Annotated in this window: 14 protein-coding genes; 9 read left to right on the plus strand and 5 right to left on the minus strand. The window is 66.5% G+C overall.

Annotated features, from left to right (window positions below):
• Positions 1-151: 151 nt before the first annotated feature.
• Positions 152-2,332: an elongation factor G-like protein EF-G2 gene (locus ACHMXB_RS05865; protein ID WP_395403588.1), complete on the plus strand. Its 2,181-nt coding sequence runs from the start codon at positions 152-154 to the stop codon at positions 2,330-2,332.
• Between the two features lie 18 nt (positions 2,333-2,350).
• Here the strand turns inward: ACHMXB_RS05865 and ACHMXB_RS05870 are convergent, their stop codons facing one another.
• Positions 2,351-4,321, minus strand: a complete 1,971-nt coding sequence (locus ACHMXB_RS05870) for a peptidoglycan DD-metalloendopeptidase family protein (protein WP_395403590.1) — start codon at positions 4,319-4,321, stop codon at positions 2,351-2,353.
• A 620-nt stretch (positions 4,322-4,941) separates the two neighbouring features.
• The gene (locus ACHMXB_RS05875) at positions 4,942-5,628 is read right to left on the minus strand and encodes an alpha/beta family hydrolase (RefSeq protein WP_395403592.1); all 687 of its coding nucleotides are present in this window, start codon (positions 5,626-5,628) and stop codon (positions 4,942-4,944) included.
• Between the two features lie 356 nt (positions 5,629-5,984).
• On the opposite strand from ACHMXB_RS05875, the gene ACHMXB_RS05880 reads away from it, so the two are divergent.
• A complete protein-coding gene (locus ACHMXB_RS05880; protein ID WP_395403594.1) occupies positions 5,985-6,347 on the plus strand; it encodes a DedA family protein in 363 nt (120 codons plus the stop codon).
• Between the two features lie 12 nt (positions 6,348-6,359).
• Here ACHMXB_RS05880 and ACHMXB_RS05885 read toward each other — a convergent pair whose 3' ends face one another.
• Positions 6,360-8,321 carry an amylosucrase gene (locus ACHMXB_RS05885; RefSeq protein WP_395403596.1) on the minus strand — a complete coding sequence of 654 codons (1,962 nt, stop codon included), beginning with the start codon at positions 8,319-8,321 and terminating at the stop codon, positions 6,360-6,362.
• A gap of 211 nt (positions 8,322-8,532) precedes the next feature.
• Between ACHMXB_RS05885 and ligD the strand changes: the two genes are divergently transcribed.
• Together ligD and ACHMXB_RS05895 are read left to right on the plus strand one after the other, a co-directional pair.
• Complete coding sequence (ligD, locus tag ACHMXB_RS05890; protein WP_395403598.1) at positions 8,533-9,555, plus strand: non-homologous end-joining DNA ligase; 1,023 nt, start codon at positions 8,533-8,535, stop codon at positions 9,553-9,555.
• Between the two features lie 711 nt (positions 9,556-10,266).
• On the plus strand, positions 10,267-10,740 hold the full coding sequence (locus tag ACHMXB_RS05895) for a hypothetical protein (RefSeq protein ID WP_395403600.1): 474 nt from the start codon (positions 10,267-10,269) through the stop codon (positions 10,738-10,740).
• 25 nt (positions 10,741-10,765) lie between these two features.
• Here ACHMXB_RS05895 and ACHMXB_RS05900 read toward each other — a convergent pair whose 3' ends face one another.
• Complete coding sequence (locus ACHMXB_RS05900; protein WP_395403602.1) at positions 10,766-11,083, minus strand: PAAR domain-containing protein; 318 nt, start codon at positions 11,081-11,083, stop codon at positions 10,766-10,768.
• Complete coding sequence (locus tag ACHMXB_RS05905; protein ID WP_395403604.1) at positions 11,083-11,895, minus strand: hypothetical protein; 813 nt, start codon at positions 11,893-11,895, stop codon at positions 11,083-11,085. Before ACHMXB_RS05905 ends, ACHMXB_RS05900 begins: the two co-directional genes overlap by 1 nt.
• Before the next feature lie 253 nt (positions 11,896-12,148).
• On the opposite strand from ACHMXB_RS05905, the gene ACHMXB_RS05910 reads away from it, so the two are divergent.
• From ACHMXB_RS05910 to ACHMXB_RS05930, 5 genes are all read left to right on the plus strand, one after another.
• Positions 12,149-12,769 carry a LuxR C-terminal-related transcriptional regulator gene (locus ACHMXB_RS05910; protein ID WP_395403606.1) on the plus strand — a complete coding sequence of 207 codons (621 nt, stop codon included), beginning with the start codon at positions 12,149-12,151 and terminating at the stop codon, positions 12,767-12,769.
• Between the two features lie 112 nt (positions 12,770-12,881).
• Entirely contained in the window at positions 12,882-13,664 is a 783-nt protein-coding gene (locus ACHMXB_RS05915; RefSeq protein ID WP_395403608.1) for a DUF4255 domain-containing protein, read from the plus strand.
• A 7-nt stretch (positions 13,665-13,671) separates the two neighbouring features.
• Positions 13,672-15,753 (plus strand): ATP-binding protein, encoded by a 2,082-nt coding sequence (locus ACHMXB_RS05920; protein WP_395403610.1) that lies wholly within the window; start codon positions 13,672-13,674, stop codon positions 15,751-15,753.
• A 131-nt stretch (positions 15,754-15,884) separates the two neighbouring features.
• The gene (locus ACHMXB_RS05925) at positions 15,885-16,631 is read left to right on the plus strand and encodes a DUF4157 domain-containing protein (protein WP_395403612.1); all 747 of its coding nucleotides are present in this window, start codon (positions 15,885-15,887) and stop codon (positions 16,629-16,631) included.
• Between the two features lie 649 nt (positions 16,632-17,280).
• Positions 17,281-20,508 (plus strand): hypothetical protein, encoded by a 3,228-nt coding sequence (locus tag ACHMXB_RS05930; protein WP_395403614.1) that lies wholly within the window; start codon positions 17,281-17,283, stop codon positions 20,506-20,508.
• Positions 20,509-20,642 lie beyond the last annotated feature (134 nt).

The following is a 20,642-nucleotide window of genomic DNA, read 5'->3' on the forward strand; positions in this document are numbered from 1 at the left end:
TAGCGCCGGTGCCGGCTCCGGAGAGCCCCGCCGCCGCGCCGTCGGACCGGCGTTGCCGGGACGCGACCCCTTGCTGATCAGCGGCTTTAGGTGTCGAATCGTCTTACCAAGGCCGCTTGGCGGCTCACGACTAGCACGCCGGGAGATGGTCATGTCGGTAAAGAGCACTAATGGCCGGGGCAAGGGTCCCGGCCGCGGCAGTTCCGACCTCCGGCGGGCGGACGCGTCGGCCGGAGCGCCGGTGGACAAGCCGGAGGGCATCCGCAACGTCGCGCTTGTGGGACACTCCGGGGCCGGCAAAACAATGCTGCTCGAGGCCCTGCTCGCCGCCGCCGGGACCATCCCGCGGATGGGTTCCATCGTTGACGGCAACACGGTCAGCGATGCAGAACCGTCCGAGATCCACCAGCAGCGCTCCGTGGTGCTTTCGGTGGCGCCGCTGATTTACGACGGCGTCAAGGTGAACCTGCTGGACACGCCGGGCTACGGGGACTTCACCGGCGAATTGCGGGCGGGGCTGCGCGCTGCGGACGCGGCACTGTTCGTGGTGTCGGCCGTGGACGGCATCGACGCCGCCACCACCGCACTGTGGGCAGAGTGCGCCCAGCTGGACACGCCCCGGGCAGTGGTGATCAGCCGGCTGGACCACCCGCGGGCGAATTTCGACGCCGCCCTGGCCGCCTGCCAGAGCGCCTTTGGCCAGTCGGTGGTGCCCGCCTACCTGCCCGTCCGCGGGGACGGCGGCGCCACGGGACTGCTGGGGCTGCTGTCCGGGCAGGTCTCGGAGTACGACGGCGAGTCCCCGGCGCCCGCGGTCCGGGAGGCCACCGCGGAGGAACTCGCAGCCGTGGAATCGGAGCGCGGCACGCTGATCGAGGGCATCATCTCCGAGAGCGAGGACGAGTCGCTCATGGACCGTTACCTCGGCGGTGAGGATATCGACGTCGACGTCCTGGTCGGCGACCTCGAGACCGCAGTCTCGCGCGGATCGTTCTTTCCCGTCCTGCCAACCTCGGCCGAAAAAGGCGTGGGGATCGCGGAGCTCTTGGACATGCTGACCCGGGCATTCCCGACACCGCTGGAGGGTGCCGTGCCGGACGTGACGGACCTTGCCGGGGAACCGGCTGGCCCGCTGACCTGCGACCCGGACGGGCCGCTTGCCGGTGAGGTGGTGCGCACCACCATGGACCCGTTCCTGGGCCGGGTCTGCCTGGTGCGCGTCTTTTCCGGCACACTGCGCGAAGATTCCGCAGTGCACGTCAGCGGCCGCGGCCTGGCCGAACGGGGCCACGAGGACCACGACAGCGATGAGCGCCTCACACACCTCTACTCCCCAATGGGGGCAAGCCTGAAGCCCGTCCCGTACGCGGTGGCAGGCGACATCTGCGCCATCACCAAACTGGGCAGCGCCGAAACCGGCGATACCGTGTCCGCGAAGGACGCTCCGCTGCTGATCACCGCCTGGGACATGCCGGAACCGCTCATGCCGGTCGCCGTCGAGGCCGCCACCCGCAGCGACGAGGACGCCCTCGCCAAGAGCCTGGGCAAGGTGGCCGCCGGCGACCCGACCCTCCGGGTGGAGCGCAACTCGGAAACCCACCAGCTGATCCTCTGGTGCATGGGCGAGGCCCACGGCGAGGTGGTCCTGGACCGGCTGCGGGACCAGGGCGTGAAGCTGCAGACCGTGCCCGTGGTGACACCGCTGCGGGAGACCTTCGCCGCGCCCGCTGCCGGTCACGGGCGCTATGTCAAGCAGTCCGGCGGCCACGGCCAGTACGCCATCTGCGACATCGAGGTGGAGGCGCTCGAACGCGGGGCTGGCTTCGAGTTCGTGGACAAGACCGTGGGCGGGGTGGTGCCGAACCAGTTCATCGGCTCGGTGGAGAAGGGTGTGCGGTCGCAGATGCAGAAGGGTGTTTCTGCGGGCTTCCCGGTAGTGGACATCCGGGTGACACTGGTGGGCGGCAAGGCCCACAGCGTTGACTCTTCGGACGCCGCCTTCCAGTCCGCCGGCGCGCTGGCCCTTCGCGAGGCCGCAGCCGCCGGCCGCATCCAGCTGCTGGAGCCCGTCTCCGCCGTCACCATCAGCATCCCGGACGAGTACGTGGGCGCCGTGATGAGCGACCTCTCGTCACGCCGTGGCCGGCTCACGGGCACGACGTCGTCCGGCGGGGACACCACGGAGGTCACCGCCGAGGTCCCGGACGGGGAACTCCTCCGATATGCGGTGCAGCTGCGGGCGCTGACCGCCGGCACGGGCCGGTTCCGCCGCAGCTACCTGCGGCACGAACCGGTCCCGGGCAACGTGGCGCCGGCGGCCGCGCACGCCTGAGCAACACGCAAGCACAGTCTAATGACTGGCGGGAAACAGGATCAGGCCGAACGTCGTCACTCGTAAGGCGGTTCTCGCTGACTCACGGGTGACGGGGCTTTCCCATGCCGGTCGACTGCTGTAAGCCTTAGGCTCCTCGCCTGACGCAGGTGGCTTAGGACACCAGGGCGGCAACTGCTCCGGCGGTACTTGGCACTCGAGCGGCAGCGGACACGTGGCCGGCAATTGTGCCTGCACCCCGCAGCCGGTGGGGAGCGGGCAGCCCGCGGGCATGGCGGCCCCTGGTTGGTAGGCGCAGCCAGCGGGCAGGGGGCATCCGTCGGGAACTGGCGTGTTGGGCTGAGTGACGCAGGCTGCCGGGATGGGGCAGCCCGCGGCCACGGGTTGGTTGGGCTGGATGACGCAGCCTGCCGGGATGGGACAGTTGGGGGGCATGGTGCCGTCGGCCTGGATGATGCAGCCGGTGGGGAGCGGGCAGCCGGCGGTGACGGCGACCCCGGGTTGGTACGCGCAGCCAGCGGGCAGGGGGCATCCGTCGGGGACTGTCCTGTTGGGCTGAGTGACGCAGCCTGCCGGGATGGGGCACCCCGCGGTGACAGGTTGGTTGGGCTGGATGACGCAGCCTGCCGGGATGGGGCAGTTGGGGGGCATGGTGCCGTCGGCCTGGATGATGCAGCCGGTGGGGAGCGGGCAGCCGGCGGTGACGGCGACCCCGGGTTGGTACGCGCAGCCAGCGGGCAGGGGGCATCCGTCGGGGACTGTCCTGTTGGCCTGTGTGACGCAGCCTGCCGGGATGGGGCACCCCGTGGTCACGGGTTGGTTGGGCTGGATGACGCAGCCTGCCGGGATGGGACAGTTGGGGGGCATGGTGCCGTCGGCCTGGATGATGCAGCCGGTGGGGAGCGGGCAGCCGGCGGTGACGGCGACCCCGGGTTGGTAGGCGCAGTTGGCCGGGAGCGGGCAGCCAGCGGTGACAGGTTGGCTGGCTTGGAAGGCGCAGTTGGCCGGCAGCGGGCAGCCAGCGGCGACAGGTTGGCTGGCTTGGAAGGCGCAGTTGGCCGGCAGCGGGCAGCCGGCAGTGACCGGCGTATCGGCCTGGGCGGTGCAGCCCGGCGGGAGGGAACAGCCTGCCGCCATGGGGACGTCCGGGGTGGCCTTGCACGTGTCTGCTATCGGCGGGCAGTCGGGTGGTCGCGGGCTGGCCTTGCACCTGTCTGCTATCGGCGGGCAGTCGGCTGGCCGTGGGGTGGCCTTGCACCTGTCTGCTATCGGCGGGCAGTCGGCTGGCCGTGGGGTGGCCTTGCACGTGTCTGCTATCGGCGGGCAGTCGGCTGGCCGTGGGGTGGCCTTGCACCTGTCTGCTATCGGCGGGCAGTCGGCTGGCCGTGGGGTGGCCTTGCACCTGTCTGCTATCGGCGGGCAGTCGGCTGGCCGTGGGGTGGCCTCGCACCTATTTGTTGTTGTCGGTGGCTCTGATGGCGGGCGCGTCTCTTTGCGATAGGTCGTCCCGTAAATGGCTGGAATTGTCCAGCCCAACGTTTGCACAGAACTGGGATCAAAACTGATCAGCTTGCCTGGCAATAGCTGGTCAATCTGCCGAATATCGAGAAGCTTCCAGGAGTCCGGGTCCTTATGCACCTTGTTCTCAATGACCTCGAAGTGCAGGTGACACCCCGTGGAGGATCCAGTAGTTCCTACCTTCGCAATAACCTCGCCCACCCGGACTTTACGGTCCTTTGCAGTGGCCACCGCGAGCAAGTGGTTATAGGTGGTTACTAAGCCGTTGCCGTGGTCAATCTCCAACCTGTTGCCGCCGCCCCACGGGTGCCAGCCTGCGGCCTGGACGACGCCAGCATCAGCGGCATAAACCCGCGTTCCACAGGGGGCAGCAAAATCCTGCCCCCAGTGCGTCTCACCAGGCTGACCGGTAATCGGATTAATGCGGGGCCCGAACTTAGACGTCCTTACAAGGACTTCAAGAGGCGCCATCAGGAAGCCTTTGGTTGGCCGTTTTAGCTGCGAAGAAGCTAGACCGGGTGAGGAGGCCGCACGGGCCGCCACGCTTGAGATTACCGGCTTATAGGGCACCTTGAATTGGACGCTGTTGTTCGGATCCAAAAGATGCTTGTCCTCGCTGCCGGTGGGAGCGGCTGGCAGCCTGACCTCGCTGGAAGGCTGATGATCTGTTTTGACCGGCCCTTGGGCGAAGGCGAAGACGGCGAAACCCAGGACCAGCGCCGCTGCAAGACTTCGCAGGCCCAGGACGCCAAGGAAATTCCTGCGAGTGGAATGCGGTCCTTTGGTTGAAATTCGCCTGCTTCGAGCTGCCACAGAATGCTCCTGAACTCGACCGGCCAAAAATCGGGCCCCCGGCAAGCCTGGACTTCATTGTGGCGTCGTGAAACCGACAGGGAAACCCGCCGATTCTGCTCCTACTGCCGGGCTTTGCCCCTTAGAACCGAACGCAGGCGTGAGTTCAGAGCAATTCCCCTCGTGAACACGGGGAAGACTCGACCGCACCTGTACGGGCACCTCGGTTGGGCTGCCCGAAAGGGCAGGGAACTGTGCCCGGACCGTGCGCTAGCCAGCTACAGACGGAGCGTAGACTCTCAGTCCGCTGGGCTATTGGCTCGCAGGAACGCGGCCACCGGTGCCGCCAGCGAGGCGCCAATGTCCTCGGCACTGCGTTTGTTGCCGGCAACCGCGAACGAGTGGTCGCCGCCCTCGCACCACTGCAGCGTGGCCGTCGGTCCGATCCGTGACACCACGCCCTCCAGCAGTTCCCGGGTGGCGAAGGTGTCGCGTGTTCCCTGCAGGAAAAGCATCGGGGTAGTCAGACCGTAGAGGTGCTCGTCGCGGAGCTTCTCCGGCTTGCCCGGCGGGTGCAGCGGGTAGCCAAGGTAAACAAGCCCGGCGGCCGGCATCCCCTCGGCCACCGCCATGGAGGCCATGCGGCCGCCGAATGATTTGCCGGCCGCCCACACCGGCTCGGCATCCCCTGAGGACTCCGACCGGGCCGCCGCCTCGGCCATAACCGCCCGCCAGGTGGCAATCGCCGCCGGCGGCCGGTCGGGGAACTTCCGTCCCGCCTCGCGGTAGGGGAAGTTGAAGCGCAAGGTGGCGACGCCGTCGTCGTTCAATGCGCCCGTGAAGCCGCGCATAAACGGATGCTCCATGCCCGCGCCGGCGCCGTGGGCCAGCACGAGCGTTGCGAATGAATTGGCCGGCCGCGCGTACGCGCCGGAGACGTGGCCGTCGCCGACGGCAATAGTGATGAGCGAGTCAGCGGTGGGCATGACTCCATCATGCCTGATCGGAACGGGCAGCCGGGACGACGGATCCGGCCGCCTGTCCGTGGCGCCGGCTTCAGGATGCACAGCCTGGGCACAGACAGGCGAAAGTGCCCAGCCAGCTCGGCGCCGGACAGTTGATCCAGAAGCCGGAAACGCCGGACGCAGCACAATACCCGCTAGGAGAGCTAGGAGAACCATCATGATTGTCTACCGACCCATCGCACCCCTGACCGTCGGCACCGGCAGGGTCGGAGCAGCCCTTGGGGCCATGGTCGTCGCGGCCTTCTGCGGCACCGCGGCCTTCGGCCTGGAGGAAGCCGGCGTCAGCTTGCAGGCACAGCAGGCGGCGGACGCGTGCAATGATCGGCAGGATCCCGTTCGTGGCCCTCGAGGACGTGGACAAGGTGGAGGCCTGGTTCCTCCGCCACGGCTACAAGGCCGTGTTCCTTGGCCGGCTGCTGCCCCTGTTCCGCAGCCTGGTCTCCATTCCGGACCGGAATCGAAGCATGCCGGTTCTGCCGTTCCTCGGCCTGGCCCTTGCCGGCAGCCTGGTGTGGAATTCGGTGCTCATCGTGGCGGGCTACTTCCTCGGCGAGAACTGGACCCTGGTTGAGGAGTACGCCGGCATGCTGCAGGTCCTCGTGATCGCAGGGTGCGCCGTCCTGGCAGGTGTCTTCGTCGCCGGAAAGATCATGAAGGCGCGCAGCAAGGCGGATGCCTAACCGGCCGGTTGCCTACGAGGCCGGGACCACCCTGAGCCAGGCGTAGTCCTGCGGCCGCAGCACCAGCCCCTCGTCAATCCGGACCGGCTCCTCGGAAAACAGGTCCAAAGCTTCGGCCGCGAACCCGGACAGCGTGTCAGCAGACACTACCTGGGGGCCGTCACTGAAGTTGGCCAGGGCCAGGACCACCGTCCCCTCACCGGGCCGCTGGTACGCCAGCACGGCGGGGTTGTTGGTGGTGAACGGCACGAGGCGGGTGCCGGCCAGCTCGGGAGCTGCCGCGCGGACCTCCGTGAGCCGCCGCAGCCCCGCATACACTGCCCCCTCAGGGGTGGCCGGCTCCAGCCGCTTCGCATATTTTTCGGCAGGGAACTGCGGACGATGCACCCACCGGCTGTCTGCCTCGTGGCCATCCTCCTGGGCGTAGCCGTAGTCATTGAGCTGCCCCACCTCGTCGCCCAGGTAGAGCAGCGGAACGCCGCCGGTGCTGAAGGCCACCGAGTGCGCCAGCAGGACGCGGCGGATCGCCTCCGCCGAACCGTCCTCCAGCCCGCACAGCGATGCCGTGGTGCCGGAGATGCGGCAGTCGCCGGTGCGCGGGTTGTCCTGGAACGGCACGCCGTGCGCAAAGCTGCCGGGGAACCGGTTGACGTAGAACGAGTTCAGGAACCGGCGGTGGTCGAAGCCGTTGATGCCGAACTCGGCGGCGTCCTCGTCGGCGAACGTCCAGCCGATGTCGTCATGGCTCCGCACATAGTTCACCCAGGAGGTCCCCGGCGGAACGTTATGCCGACGCTCCAGGGCCTGGGCCAGCAGCGACACGTTCCGCGTGGCCAGCGCCTCCCAGGTAAGTGCCATCTGCAGCGGGTTGTAGGAGAGCTGGCACTCTGCGGGATCAATGTACAGGGCCACCTCGTCCGGGTGGACGATCGCCTCGGATTTGAACAGCAGTGACGGCGCGGCCAGCCGGCAGACGGCGTTGAACGCCCGCAGCAGGGTGTGCGCCTCGGGCAGGCTCTCGCACGGCGTCCCCAGCTGCTTCCAGATGAAGGCCACCGCGTCCATCCGCAGAATATCCACGCCGAGGTTGGCGAGGAACAGCATTTCGCCGGCCATGGCCCGGAACACTTCAGGGTTGGAGTAGTTCAGGTCCCATTGGAACGTGTGGAATGTGGCCCAGACCCAGCGGCCGTCCGGCAGCTGCACGAAGGAGCCGGAGTGGTCTTCCGGGAAGATTTCGCGCACGTTCTGTTCGAACGCGTCGGGCATCGTGCGGTCCGGAAAGATCCAGTAGTAGTCGCTGTAGCGCGGATCGCCCCCGGCGGCCCGCTGGGCCCACTCGTGCTCGTTTGACGTGTGGTTGAAGATGAAGTCGACCACAAGGCTGATGCCGTTGGCGCGCAGTTCCGCTGCCAGGGCGCGCAGCTGGTCCATGCTGCCCAGCTTTGGGTTGACCTGGCGGTAGCTGGACACGGCGTAGCCGCCGTCGGACATAGGCTCCGGGGCCAGGAACAGCGGCATCAGGTGCAGGTAGGTCAGGCCGAGTTCCTTGAAGTAAGGAATGCGGGCGCGGACCCCCTCCAGGTCCGCAGCATACCGGTCCACGTAGCAGACGCCGCCAAGCATGTGGTTCGACTGGAACCAGTCGCTGTTGCCTTCGCGGCCTGCGTCGAGCACTTTCAAGTCGGCGGGCCGCTCCTTCCAGGAGCGCGCAACCTCCAGCGCCAGGGCCGCGAGCTGCTCCTCAACGTCGGGCCGCGACCCATAGAGTGAACGGAACAGCCTGGACAGGTCAGGGAAGTGGCGGTCGAAGCGCTGCTCCAGTGCGGTCCAATCCCGGGTTCCCGGCTCCAGGCCCGCCTGCCCGGCCACCGTGCTGAGCAGCTGGCGGCCGGCTTGTGAGCCCCGTGTCGAACCGGGCCCCTCGGCGGCATCCGATCCTTGGGTAGCGTCCAGACTCGGGGATTCAACCATGGAACGGGTCTCCTTCGAGGATGCTCAGCGCCTGGCGGCGCCCGGTGGATTTCATCCTTACAGATGGCCCCGCCGCTGCCCAGAGAGCCGGCACAGTTTCTTCGTGCCCGACGGCGGGACTCACCTGAGCGGGCTACCCACCGATGATCAGGGCAGGAATCGCGGAGGCCGTACTGCTGACGCCGGAGGCGGCGCGGGGTAGGTTGTCCCCATGGCCAGTGAACAGACCACCATCAGTGTCGACGGGCCCGACGGCCCCCGGGACATGCGCATCTCCAGTCCAAGCCGGGTGCTGTGGCCCGAACTTGGACTGACCAAGCTGGACCTGGCGCGCTACTTCGTGGATGTGGGGGAGGCGTTCATCCGGGCCAACGGCGACCGGCCGGTGGCGCTGCAGCGGTTTTCGGACACCGTGGACGGCGACCAGTTCTTCTCCAAGAATCCGCCGAAGGGAGCGCCTGATTTCATCCGCACCGTGAAGGTCACTTTTCCGAGTGCGCGCTCGCATCCCATGCTGGTCTTCGACGAGCCGGCCGCGGTCGTGTGGGCAGCACAGATGAACACGGTGGTTTTTCATCCCTGGCCGTCCCGCGCGGACAACTCGGACAACCCCGACCAGCTCCGCATCGACTTGGACCCCCAGCCGGGTACCGACTACGACGACGCCATCCCCGCCGCGCTCGAACTGCGGAAGGTGCTCGCCGAGGCAGGGCTGGACGCATACCTGAAGACCTCCGGAAACCGGGGCCTGCATGTCTATGCCCCGATTGAACCGACCCGCGAGTTCCTGGACGTCCGCCACGCCGTGATCGCTGCCGCCAGGGAGCTCGAGCGGCGCATGCCGGACAAGGTCACCACGAACTGGTGGAAGGAGGAACGAGGCGAGCGCATCTTCGTCGACTTCAACCAGGCCAACCGCGACCGCACCATCGCCGGAGCCTACAGCCCCCGCGCCCTCCCGCACGCTTCCGTGTCCTGCCCCATCACCTGGGACGAGCTGGCGGACGTCAGGCCCAAGAACTTCACCATCCTCACTGTCCCGGACAGGCTGAAAACGGTGGGGGACCCGTGGACGGATATGCACGCAAAACCGGGGACGATCGACACGCTGCTCGAATGGTGGGAGCGCGACGTCAAGAACGGGCTCGGTGAGCTGCCGTTCCCGCCGGACTATCCCAAGATGCCGGGCGAGCCGCCGCGGGTGCAGCCAAGCCGGGCGAAGAAGCCGGAGTAGCTGACGGCACACCATTTACGAGGCCGCAAGGCTGCCCCGATAACTGCCCCTTTGGGCACGGATGCCCGGGACAAGCGACGCACGATGGATGCCAACTGGCTGCGGTGTGACGAATGGACCGCCGCAGTAGATGCCAACTGGCTGGCTTCGGTCGGAGCGGAGTGTGCGCGGATGAGTTGTTATGGAAAACGCTGGCGTATCGCGTTGGTTCTACTCATGCTGCTTGCGCTCGCCGCCTGCGGTCCGCGGGTACCCGACTTGACCACCCGTGCAACGCCGGTGGGGACCGCGGGCGGTGCAACCAGCGGCGGAACGGGTCCGGCTAGTCAAACGCCTGTTCCCGGGACAGATTCGACGACACCGGGTGGTGGCGGTGACTCTGGTGGCGGTGAATCCGGAGGGGGAGGTACGGGTGGCGGCGGCACCGGGGGAGGTACGGGTGGCGGCGGCACCGGGGGAGGTACGGGTGGCGGCGGCACCGGGGGAGGTACGGGTGGCGGCGGCACCGGGGGAGGTACGGGTGGCGGCGGCACCGGGGGAGGTACGGGTGGCGGCGGCACCGGGGGCAAAGAGCCGGACCCGCTCGTGTGCCAGCCCTACGTCGCTCCATCGACGGAGACCCAAGCGAACACCCCATCGCCGTCGCAGACCCCGACTGCCGCTCCTCAGGAAAAGCCCGACCTTAGCGTTGTTGCCCCGCAAGAGTGCGCAGTGGGTTCAAGCAACCCAACCGAAACCGCTGCCTGCCTGTTCGTTTGGATCGACCTGCGCACCCAGGGGCAGGGGATCCCGTCGGTACAGGTACAAATCGAAAGTAAAACGTTAGCGGCTGATGCTGGGCTGAATGAGGAGAGGCATCTTGAGGCGAGCCCGGACCTGAAGCCCGCGGAAGTCCGGGTCAACATTCGGCCTACCGATTTAGGGCAATTTCACGAGGTCACCATTACGGCCGACCCACTTAAGAGCATCGAAGAAGCGGACGAGAACAACAACTTCGTCACCGTGAAACTCAGCCTGCCCGCCATCGACACCCTGCCCGCTTCGGCAGTCTGCCCGCCAGAGACAACGGACGGCAAAGATGGCTCCACCTCGCCTGCTGCTGAGGAAGAGCAGGTTCCGGAGGGTGGCTCGGATGGTTCCTCTTCGCCCGCTCCATCGACCGAAACGGCCGCCGCCGGGGAATAGGGGGCAGGGCCGCCAACCAACCGCTCTAACCCCCGATGACTACCGTTGGACACCCGGGGCCTGGCGTAACGGGCGTGCCATGGAGGCTTAGGTCACCCACCCGGGCGGCAGGGAAGCCACCTATGAGCACCGTCAGGCTGCCCATAGCGATCCCGTTCGGTGCCGGAGAAACACAGACAATTCCGCCGGGAAGGGCGTTCGCCACTGCAGCAGGCATCCCGCCGATCAGCACAGTTGGCACCCCGGCGGCCGGCGTGACGGGCCCGCCGGCATGGGGCTTGGGACCGTCGGACAAGGGGCAGAGCGCCGTATCTCCGACCCGGAGTGCGGGACCTGTTGGCATCACTGAATCCCGTACGGCAGGACGTTAAGGGCAGCCCCCTGGGGCGCGACCGGCTTCGTGGGTTCGCTCAGCCTGACAGACTCGACCGAAAGGTGCCAGGCCACCGTCAGCGCCGTGGCCAGAAACAGGAGAAAAAGCACTGCCTTGATTGTTCTCCACGGCAGTACGGGGTCCTGAACGTGGCTCCCGTCGAGCAGAACGGGAGGCCCGTCCTCCGGCGTCGCTGTCACCGCGAACATGCGCGTGGCAGGTGTGCCGCTCCAAATCTTCTCTGCGGGACGAACACGGACTGCCGTGAACTGAACCGTGCCCGGCTCGATTGTCAGTTCCGGGGGCTCCAACTCGAATTCAAGCAGGTCGCCGGGGTCAGACCCCGCCAGATCCACGGTGACGGGGACATTTCCCCAGTTGTCGAGGGCGACATGGTGCTTGGCCCCGCGCTTGCCCCGGGACATGCGCGGCATGAGTTCACCTGTCGTCTCAAGGAACGGGAGTACCTCGACAACCCCTTCCGGCAGCACGGCGTCCTCAGGATGCTCGGTGGGCAGCACGTGGATTCCAAATATGAAGTCACCAGCGGGGATGGAAGCGGACCGGGAAGGTTTGAATGTCACCGTTGCTGTGGTGTCCTGTCCGGGATAGAGCGAAACGCGGTCTGGCAGGATTTCGGCCCAGGGCTCTGCCGGGCCCACAACCCGAAGAGCGTACTCCTCGACGACGTCGCTGTCGTTGCGGAGAGTCAGATGGGAAGCCCCCTCGGCACCGGCCTCCAGGCTCAGGCGGGGCGTGTCAAGCGATGCAGTGGTGCTCATAGCTTCTCCTCCGGAGCCGAGCGCATCGGCAAGTGCGCCCGCAAGTTCTCAGAGGTTACGGGGCCGGACATGACGGTCAGCATGACGCCCGGCCGGACTTCAGGGCACGGCGGTTGCCCGTTGAGCCCTTGTTGACTGCACGAAGAGAAGCATCCGCTAAATTCAGGGCAGCGGACTGCCAAAATTCGGGTACGTGAAGCTGGTGGGGCTACCGGTCTGGTCCGCGGCCGTTACAGGTAGCAGGGGAGGAATCATGGAACCGATAACTGTGAAAGTCCACGCGCGCGATCCGATTTCCGAAGCCGGAGTCGCCAGCGAGTTGCGGGCACGTCCCGAAGTCCGCGTGGTGCGGGCACCGAACGCCGAGGCGAAAGTCGTCGTCTTGGTGGCAGATTCAGTCGACGAAGACGCACTGACCCTGCTTCGCATTGTGCAGCGGCAGGGCGCCGCCCGGGCAGTCCTTGTGGCGGGCCGCCTGGACGACGGCGACCTAGTAAAGGCGGTGGAAACAGGGGTGGTGGGGATAGTGCGTCGCAGTGAAGCGACGCCGGACCGCCTCATCTCTGTCATCCTGGCCGCCGCTGCAGGGGAGGGCAGTGTGCCGCCCGATCTGCTCGGCCGCCTGCTGGATCAGGTCGGGAAGCTGCAGCGCCACGTCCTTGGTCCCCGCGGGATCATGTTCACCGGTCTTGCTCCGCGAGAGGTGGAGGTTTTGCGTCTGCTGGCGGACGGATTGGATACATGTGAGATCGCGCGGAAGCTCGCGTATTCAGAACGCACAGTGAAAAACGTGGTGCACGACGTGACCACGCGGCTCCAGTTGCGCAACCGGTCCCATGCCGTGGCGTACGCACTCCGCGAGGGGCTGATCTAAGCGCTTGCCCGAAGGGGTATGGGGTGCTTCCCGGACGCCTGCCCCGCTCCGGGTACCGGCCGTTCGCAGTGTCGATCACCGTGGACATACGGTCCGCCTCGTGGCGGACCGTATGTCCCGGCAAACGGGGGAGTCATCAGTTGTCCCGACCAAGACCAGCAGTTGCGATTACGACGGCGGGTCGCGCCTTTGGGGCGCGGCCGCAGCTGCCGTGCGCCAGGCCGACGGCGGCGGTCGCGTGATTGCCCAAGTGGATGATGCGCTGCGCACACTCATCCGGAATGACGCTCTCAGCGGTTCGGAAGTCGACGTCGTCTTTGACGCACCGACGAAGGACTGGGCTGCACGCCGCAATGCGCCGACGGTCAATCTGTACCTATACGACATCCGCGAGGACGTCCGCCGTCGGGAGCGGGGGTTATCGGAGCAGCGCGGCGAGGACGGCCATGTCCGGACCCGCCGCCCGGCGCCCCGTCATTACAAGCTGTCCTACCTTGTCACGGCATGGACGCAAAGGCCGGAGGACGAGCACCGGCTCCTCGACCAGCTGCTTCGGTGCTTCCTCAAGTACGAAGCCCTGCCTGACGAGCTCGTGGTCGGCCAGCTGGCGGAAACCGGGCTCGCAGTACCGCTGACCGTGGGGCTTCCCCCGCCGGAGGATCGTGCGTTCGCCGACGTGTGGTCCGCGTTGGGCGGGGAGCTGAAGCCCTCGCTCGACATCGTGGTCATCGCGCCCGTCGACACCGGCATCGTCTACCAGGCCGGCCCGCCGGCGTCGCAAGGCACGCACCTTGACATGGCAGACCTCCTGGATGGCGGAGCCGACGTAGGCCGTCACCAGCACGTTGCACCGCCGGCGTCCGCCCGGGGCAACGGCAAGCGGCAGGCACGGTGATCCCTGCATGGGGCAGAATCCGAGCCTTGCGCACATTCTGGGAAGAGTTGGCGTAGTCGAGGAGCGCATTCGCGCACTGGTGGCTTTGCGGCGAGCGGATGATCCGCAACCGGACGACCCGTTCCGGGGGCTTTATCTCAGCGAAGAAGCGGTGGACCGCCTGCTTGAGGGTGCGCAGTCCTCTCTGCAGGATAGCAGCGACGGGTGGCCCGGTGCAGCCACAGCACGGCAACGCGAATGTGAAGCGCTGGCTGACGCTGCCCAGGGGGCAGGTCACCCGCTGAGGCTGCGGGGGCTCGCAGACACTTTCGGGTTATCGGCTCTCGACGTTGACCTTCTGCTGGTGGCGCTCGCAGCGGACCTGGACCCGCGCTTCGAACAGTTCTTCGGCTACCTGAACGACGACGTCACGCGGCGCCGCCCGTCAGTCGCCGTTGCGCTGGCGCTTTGTGGCGAACCGCTTTCATCCGCCGGCGCCCGCGCCCGGCTGTTGTCCGGCCCGCTCATTTCGGGCGGCCTGCTGGTCGTCGAGGATCCGGAGCGCCCGCTGCCTGGCAGGGCGCTGCGGGTGCCGGACCGCGTTGTCGGGCACCTGCTGGGTGACGATGCCCCCGAGCCCGCGCTCGCCGCAGTCCTGGCCGCCCAGCCAGAAGTTGAATGGGGTGATCCGGGTCCACTGGCAAGGGCGCTCAAGGCGGGCGTAAGGCTTGCCTACCTGCGGGAACCTGCCACGGGATCTGGGCGCATTCTCGCGGCGGAGGCACTTCGTTCCGGCGGCTATCCGGCTATCTACCTCAATCTGGGCCGTCTCGCGAATGAACGTGAACCGCTTGCACTGGTGGACGCCGCAGTGCGGGAGGCGAGGCTGAGGGGTGCAGGGCTTGTGGCGGCCCCCCTGGCCGCGGTTTCCGGGCATCCCGCAGTGCTGGAGGCCTTGCACGCCGAACCCCAGCCCGTGCTGCTGGTGGGCGACTCCGGGTGGGACCCAGCGTGGACCAGCCGGCCGCCGCTGCTGGTTGACGTTCCCGCTAGTTCTTCCGGCGAGCGACTGGACCTGTGGCGGGCGGCTCTTGGGCCTCCCAACGGGCTGGACGTGGAGGCAGCGACATCGGCTTTCAGGCTGCGGCCAGAGCAGGTTGTCCGCGCTGCCGGAGCCGCTCTTGTGCAGGCCACCCTGGCCGAGAACGGGCGGGCAACGAGCGAACATCTGCGGGCGGGGGCGCGCGGTGAGAACGGTTCGGCCCTGGACCGGCTGGCCCGGCGTGTGGAACCGGTTGTCGGCTGGGCTGACCTGGTTCTGCCCGACGCCGTGCTCCAGGCGCTCCAGGAGGTGGCACTGCGGGCTAAGCACCGGGAGAGGGTGCTCGGCGACTGGTCCATGCGTCCCGGAGCTGGCCGCGGGCACGGAGTGGCGGCACTGTTCGCGGGGGATTCGGGGACCGGCAAGACGATGTCCGCCGAGGTGGTAGCCGGGGAACTGGGGCTGGACCTTTACGTGGTGGACCTGGCCACCGTCGTCGACAAATATGTGGGCGAGACCGAGAAGAACCTGGAGCGGATTTTTGCTGCCGCGGCGGGCGTCAACGGAGTGCTGCTGTTCGACGAGGCCGACGCCGTCTTTGGACGGCGCTCCGAGGTGAAGGACGCCCACGACCGGTACGCCAACATCGAAAGTGCCTACCTGCTGCAGCGCATGGAGACGTTTGACGGCCTGGCGGTCCTTGCCACGAACCTGCGCGCCAACATCGATGAGGCGTTCACCCGCCGGCTCGACGTCCTGGTGGACTTCCCGTTGCCGGACGCGGCACACCGCAGTGTGCTGTGGGACAGGTGCCTTCGAACGCTGGACCGCTCGGCGGACATCGACCTCGCATTCCTGGGCAAGGCCTTCGAGCTTGCGGGCGGTTCCATCCGTTCTGCCGCCATCACCGCAGCGTATCTCGCAGCGGAGGACGGCGGCACGGTGACCATGAGGCACCTTGTCACCGCTGTGCAGCGGGAGTACCGCAAGCTGGGGCGGCTGATGCTGGAGAGTGAATTCGGTCCGTACTGGGGAATGCTCTCCACCGGGGGCAGGCCGGGTGGCTGAGTGAGGGCGCGCTCAGGTCCGGCATCCTGCCCGTTTGGGCAGCAACGGCTGCCCCTGGCGGCGCCGTGGTGGCGCTTGTAGCCCCGCTAGGCACGGGGCATCGTCGGTGTAGGTCCGACGAAAAGGGATGCATGATGCTCAGCCATGACCATGAACAGACCGATGTCGACAGCCTGCGGACCAAGCCTGCGCGCGCGGACACTGCGGACTCCGCCGTTCTGTTCCGGGCGGCGGCAGCCGGCCGGACCGACGTCGTCGGATCCCGGGGCATCCTGGCGCTTCAGCGCGCCGTCGGCAACAGCGGCGTCCGCGGCCTCGCAGAAGAGGAACGGTCACCCGTGCTCGACGTCGTCTCGTCCGGAGGCGGCCAGCCTCTGGAGGAGCCGGTGCGGGCCGACATGGAGGGCCGCCTGGGCCACAGCTTCTCGGACGTCCGTGTCCATACCGGCGACGCCGCCCATGATTCAGCTACTTCAGTGAACGCGCATGCTTACACTGTCGGCTCCAACATCGTTTTCCAGCGGGACAAGTATGACCCGGGCACGGACGCGGGCCGGACTATGCTCGCCCATGAGCTCACCCATGTGGTCCAGCAGCGTAGCGGGCCGGTTGATGGGACGGCGACGGGCACCGGGGTGCGGGTCAGTGATCCATCCGACCGCTTCGAACGTGAGGCGGCAGCCACGGCCGAACGGGCCATGTCCATTCCGGCGGTGGCGGCCACGGCCCAGCGAGAAACGGGGGATGCCGCCGTCGTACAGCGCGATGCATCCGTCCAGCGCGAGGACGAGGAAGAGGAAAAAGACACGGCGCAGGGTTCCTTCATGGCCGGTGCGCCGGTCCAGCGTGATGAAGCCGAAGAGGAAGAGCCCGGCTGACCCGGCCGGCCCAGGCCATGTCGACTGCTTTTCAAAGCCACGGGGGGAAGGTTCCGGCGCAGCGGGCCGGTCCTACTGCTTCGCGCTGGGCCGCGGGCACGGAGAGTAGTCAGGTCAACGGTGCACTGACCGCGGGCCGGCGCGGGGCCTCCCGTTCTTCCAAACTCAGCGTCGATCCCCGTGCCGTGCTGGTACTGCAGCGGCAGGCAGGCAACGCCGCGGTCGGTGCGCTCATGGCGGCCAGGCAGAAATCGCCGGGAGAGCAGGCTGTTGCTGATATCGACGCAGCACTGACGGAGGTCCGGAAGAGCGAACCCGCCATCGGCACGGTTAACAGGGCCTCAAGGCCGCAAGCACCGCCGGAGTGCCCGTGGACCTGGAGGGGCCGAAGCCGCCCGCCGCAGCCTTGGCGGTGACAAGGACGGGATTCGGTCCCGGGCAGGTAGCTGGGAAGAAACCGGTGCCGCCGCCTAAACCGGTGCCCGCTGTCAGCCCCCTTGGTAAAGCCGCCGGAGCCAAAACGGGCGGCACGAGCATGAGCTCCAGGGATGGGAAGATTCCCGCCGCGGCGGCGCCAGTTCTCGGGGCCGCGGTCCCACTCACGGTGGTACCTCTAGCGCTGCCTGCCGACAAACTCTTGCAGCCGCCCGTGGCTCCAATTCCGGTGCGGCCCGAGGAGGATCCCGCCTTCAGACAGGTCACCGGCACTATCAGTGGTTTCGCCCAGTCGCGAAAGGCACATCCTCCCGCTGCGTCCAAGGCGAGGGAAGCCCAGGCGGCCGCGCTTCCGCCCTCCGACGACGTGGCCGGCCAGGCCAAGGCGGCCAAGGTCGACGCCATGGACGCCCAGCAGGCCGGTTCCTTCGACAAGAAGGCGTTTATCGCTGCGGTCAAGGCGGCCATCGACTCGAAGTCCCCGAAGACACTTCAGGAGGCCGACGAGTATAAGAAGTCCGGTAAGGCAGGGGAAGCGAAGGGACAGGTCAAAGGACTCGTCACGCAGGGCAAAGAGGGCCAGGCCAAGGACATCGAAGCGGCCACGGCGGCCCCACCAGACCAGTCGAAGGCTGTCCCGAAGCCGGTCACACCGATGGCCCAGGAACAGCCCGGACAGGCAGCGCCCGTTCCGGCCGCCGGAGCCGTGCCTAAGCCGGCGCCCGCCGAACAGGTCAACCTTGCGGCCGGACCCCATCAGGCCAATCAGGAGATGGCGGACGCCGAGGTGACCGAGCAGCAGTTGGCGCAGTCCAACGAGCCGGAGTTCCAGCAGGGGCTTGCTGACAAGCGGTCCGCTGCTGAGCATGCCCAGGCAGCACCTGTGGAATTCCGCCAGCAGGAGCAGCAGGTTCTCCAGCAGGGCAAGGCGGAGGCTTCAGCGGAGACTGCGGCGGGTGTAACGGGAATGCAGAGCGCCAAGGCAGCGGCGCTGGCCAACCTGGTCGCGGACAAGGGCAAGACCAAGTCCAAGGACGAGGCAAAGCGCGCCGAGGTCACGGCGAAAGTCCAGGGCATCTTCGCGGCCACCGAAACCGACGTGAAGAAAATCCTCGACGGGATCGACCCGAAGGTAGAAGCTGCGTTCGAAAAGGGCGAGGCCGGCGCCCGGTCAGCGTTCGAGGCGTACGTCGAGGCAAAGATGTCCGCGTACAAGAAGGACCGGTACGGCGGCTGGTTGGGCGGGTACCGCTGGCTCAAGGACAAGATCGCGGGCATGCCGCCGAAGGTTAACGAGTTTTACGAGGCCGGCCGCGAGCTGTATCTGCAGCGAATGGACGGCGTCATCTCGCAGGTGGCGGACATCGTGGGAGGCGACCTGACCAAGGCAAAGCAGAGGATCGCCGCGGGCAAAGCCGAGATCGCCTCCTACGTCAAGGGGCTCCCGGCCGACCTGCAGAAGGTCGGGGCCGAGGCCTCCAAGGAGATCGGCGACAAGTTTTCCCAGCTCGAAAGTGACGTCAACGCGAAGCAGGAGTCCGTGGTCGACGCCTTGGCGACGAAGTATGTCGAGGCACGCAAGGGGCTGGATGATCGGATCGAGGCGCTGCAGGCTGAGAACAAGGGTCTCGTGGACAAGGCGATGGGTGCGATCAAGGGGATCATCAACACCATCCGGGAACTTGCTGCGATGCTCAAGAACGTGCTCTCCCGGGCGGCAGGCGTCGTCGGAGACATCATCAAGAATCCGGTTGCCTTCCTGGGGAACCTGATCGAGGGCGTCAAGGGCGGCATCCTCAAGTTCATGGACAACATCCTCGGCCACCTCAAGAAGGGCCTGATGGGTTGGCTCTTCGGCGCGTTGGCGGAGGGCGGCGTCGAGATTCCGGACACCTTCGACATAAAGGGCATCATCAAGCTTCTCGCCTCAATCTTCGGGCTGACCTGGGCCAACATCCGCAACCGGATCGTCAAGCAGATCGGCGAGCCGGCGATGGCCGCTGTGGAGAAGGGCGTGCATATCTTCCAGGTCTTCGCCAGCCAGGGACTTGCTGGCCTGTGGCAGATGCTTTTGGAAAAGCTCGGCAACATCAAGGACATGATCCTAGAACAGGTCAAGGATTTCGTCATTACGAAGATCATCACAGCGGGCATCACCTGGCTGATCGGTCTGCTCAACCCGGCGGCGGCATTCATCAAGGCCTGCAAGCTGATCTACGACGTCGTGATGTTCTTCGTCAACAATGCCGAGCGGATCATGAAGTTCGTCAACACCGTCATCGATTCGGTCGCCGACGTCGTGCGGGGCAATGTCAGCAGCGTGGTGAACAAGATCAACGATGTCCTCGGCCAGATGGTCCCGATCCTCATCGGATTCCTGGCCAGCGCGATCGGTCTGGGTGGCATCGGCCAGAAGATCCGCGAGATCATCCAGAAGCTCCAGAAGCCGGTCAACCAGGCCCTCGATTTCGTGATCAAGACCGGCCTCAAACTCGCCGGGCCGATTATCCGTGGGATCAAGGGATTCGCGGGAAAGGTGAAGGGGAAGGTGGCTGCGGGCAAGGACTGGGCGACCGCTGGAGCTAAGCGATTGGCCGGGAACCGCCAATCCAAGCTGGCGCCTGGGGCAAAGCAGGCTGACAACGTCAAAGTATTCGCGAGACGGGAAGTGACGGCACGTCTCGCTCACATCAAAAACATTCAAGCCGGCGTGACTACGCTCCGCGACATACTCAGCGAGCTTAGGCCTGCCGGCCTAAAGAATCTCGAATTAGGCCCCGAAGCTCAGGACGGATCAAGACCTATCATCGCGACAGCCAGTCCTTCCAAAATCATCGCAAGACTGGCAAGCTGGGCGGCAGGACTTGTACGCCGTGCGCAAGTCGCGGCGCTAATCACCGTTGAGTTCAGGGAACCCCCCGATCTATCACGGCTCAATTTCGGCAAGCAGGCCTTGAAGGACAAGAGCGGCAAGGTCGTGCTGGATGACAGGGGAGAAGTCGTCATGGAGCCAGGCCAGGTTGCGACGTCAGGGGGTGCCTTCATAGGCCGGCCTGCCCCCGGCAGCAGAACTCTCCAAATTGTCGGAACGTCTGGGCGAGCCGTGCGGCACATGAACAGAAGCCATGCCGAATTCCATGCCGCCGGTGTTCTCGGCGCGGGAGGACCCGTTCAAGGAGATGCCGTTTCTGTAGACGTCAAGATGAAGGGCCTCTCGCCCTGCCCGTCGTGTGCATCCAGTCTCTTGTCAGCAGGCGAACGGATACGAAGAGGTAGCCCTGACGTTCAGCTTCACTTGGACTGCACCGGAGTGGATCTCTACGACCCGGAGCGCGTCGGCAACTTCAAATCCTGGGCGGAATTGCGCTCAGCACTTCCCGGGTGGACAGTGAGCGAAGGCAAGCCCCACAAGGCACCGGATGAGCCCTACAAAGTGATTTAACCACGATTCTGTAGAAATCCGTCCGAGGTGTCCGGCGGCTACCTCAACTGGCACGAGCTTCCCGTTTCGCAGAACGCCACGCGCGCGTCTAGGTGTACTCAGTCAGGACGTTGGTTACATCGTGAATAGGTGAA

Origin of the sequence: Arthrobacter sp. UC242_113, from assembly GCF_044054585.1 — a bacterium.
Lineage (GTDB): Bacteria > Actinomycetota > Actinomycetes > Actinomycetales > Micrococcaceae > Arthrobacter.

Coding starts and splice junctions, on each gene's coding strand:
- ACHMXB_RS05915 (WP_395403608.1), top strand. CDS start 12,882: ATGTCCCGGCAAACGGGGGAGTCATCAGTTGTCCCGACCAAGACCAGC.
- ACHMXB_RS05905 (WP_395403604.1), bottom strand. CDS start 11,895: ATGAGCACCACTGCATCGCTTGACACGCCCCGCCTGAGCCTGGAGGCC.
- ACHMXB_RS05920 (WP_395403610.1), top strand. CDS start 13,672: ATGGGGCAGAATCCGAGCCTTGCGCACATTCTGGGAAGAGTTGGCGTA.
- ACHMXB_RS05875 (WP_395403592.1), bottom strand. CDS start 5,628: ATGCCCACCGCTGACTCGCTCATCACTATTGCCGTCGGCGACGGCCAC.
- ligD (WP_395403598.1), top strand. CDS start 8,533: ATGGCCAGTGAACAGACCACCATCAGTGTCGACGGGCCCGACGGCCCC.
- ACHMXB_RS05870 (WP_395403590.1), bottom strand. CDS start 4,321: ATGGCGCCTCTTGAAGTCCTTGTAAGGACGTCTAAGTTCGGGCCCCGC.
- ACHMXB_RS05900 (WP_395403602.1), bottom strand. CDS start 11,083: ATGCCAACAGGTCCCGCACTCCGGGTCGGAGATACGGCGCTCTGCCCC.
- ACHMXB_RS05925 (WP_395403612.1), top strand. CDS start 15,885: ATGATGCTCAGCCATGACCATGAACAGACCGATGTCGACAGCCTGCGG.
- ACHMXB_RS05880 (WP_395403594.1), top strand. CDS start 5,985: ATGATCGGCAGGATCCCGTTCGTGGCCCTCGAGGACGTGGACAAGGTG.
- ACHMXB_RS05910 (WP_395403606.1), top strand. CDS start 12,149: ATGGAACCGATAACTGTGAAAGTCCACGCGCGCGATCCGATTTCCGAA.
- ACHMXB_RS05885 (WP_395403596.1), bottom strand. CDS start 8,321: ATGGTTGAATCCCCGAGTCTGGACGCTACCCAAGGATCGGATGCCGCC.
- ACHMXB_RS05865 (WP_395403588.1), top strand. CDS start 152: ATGTCGGTAAAGAGCACTAATGGCCGGGGCAAGGGTCCCGGCCGCGGC.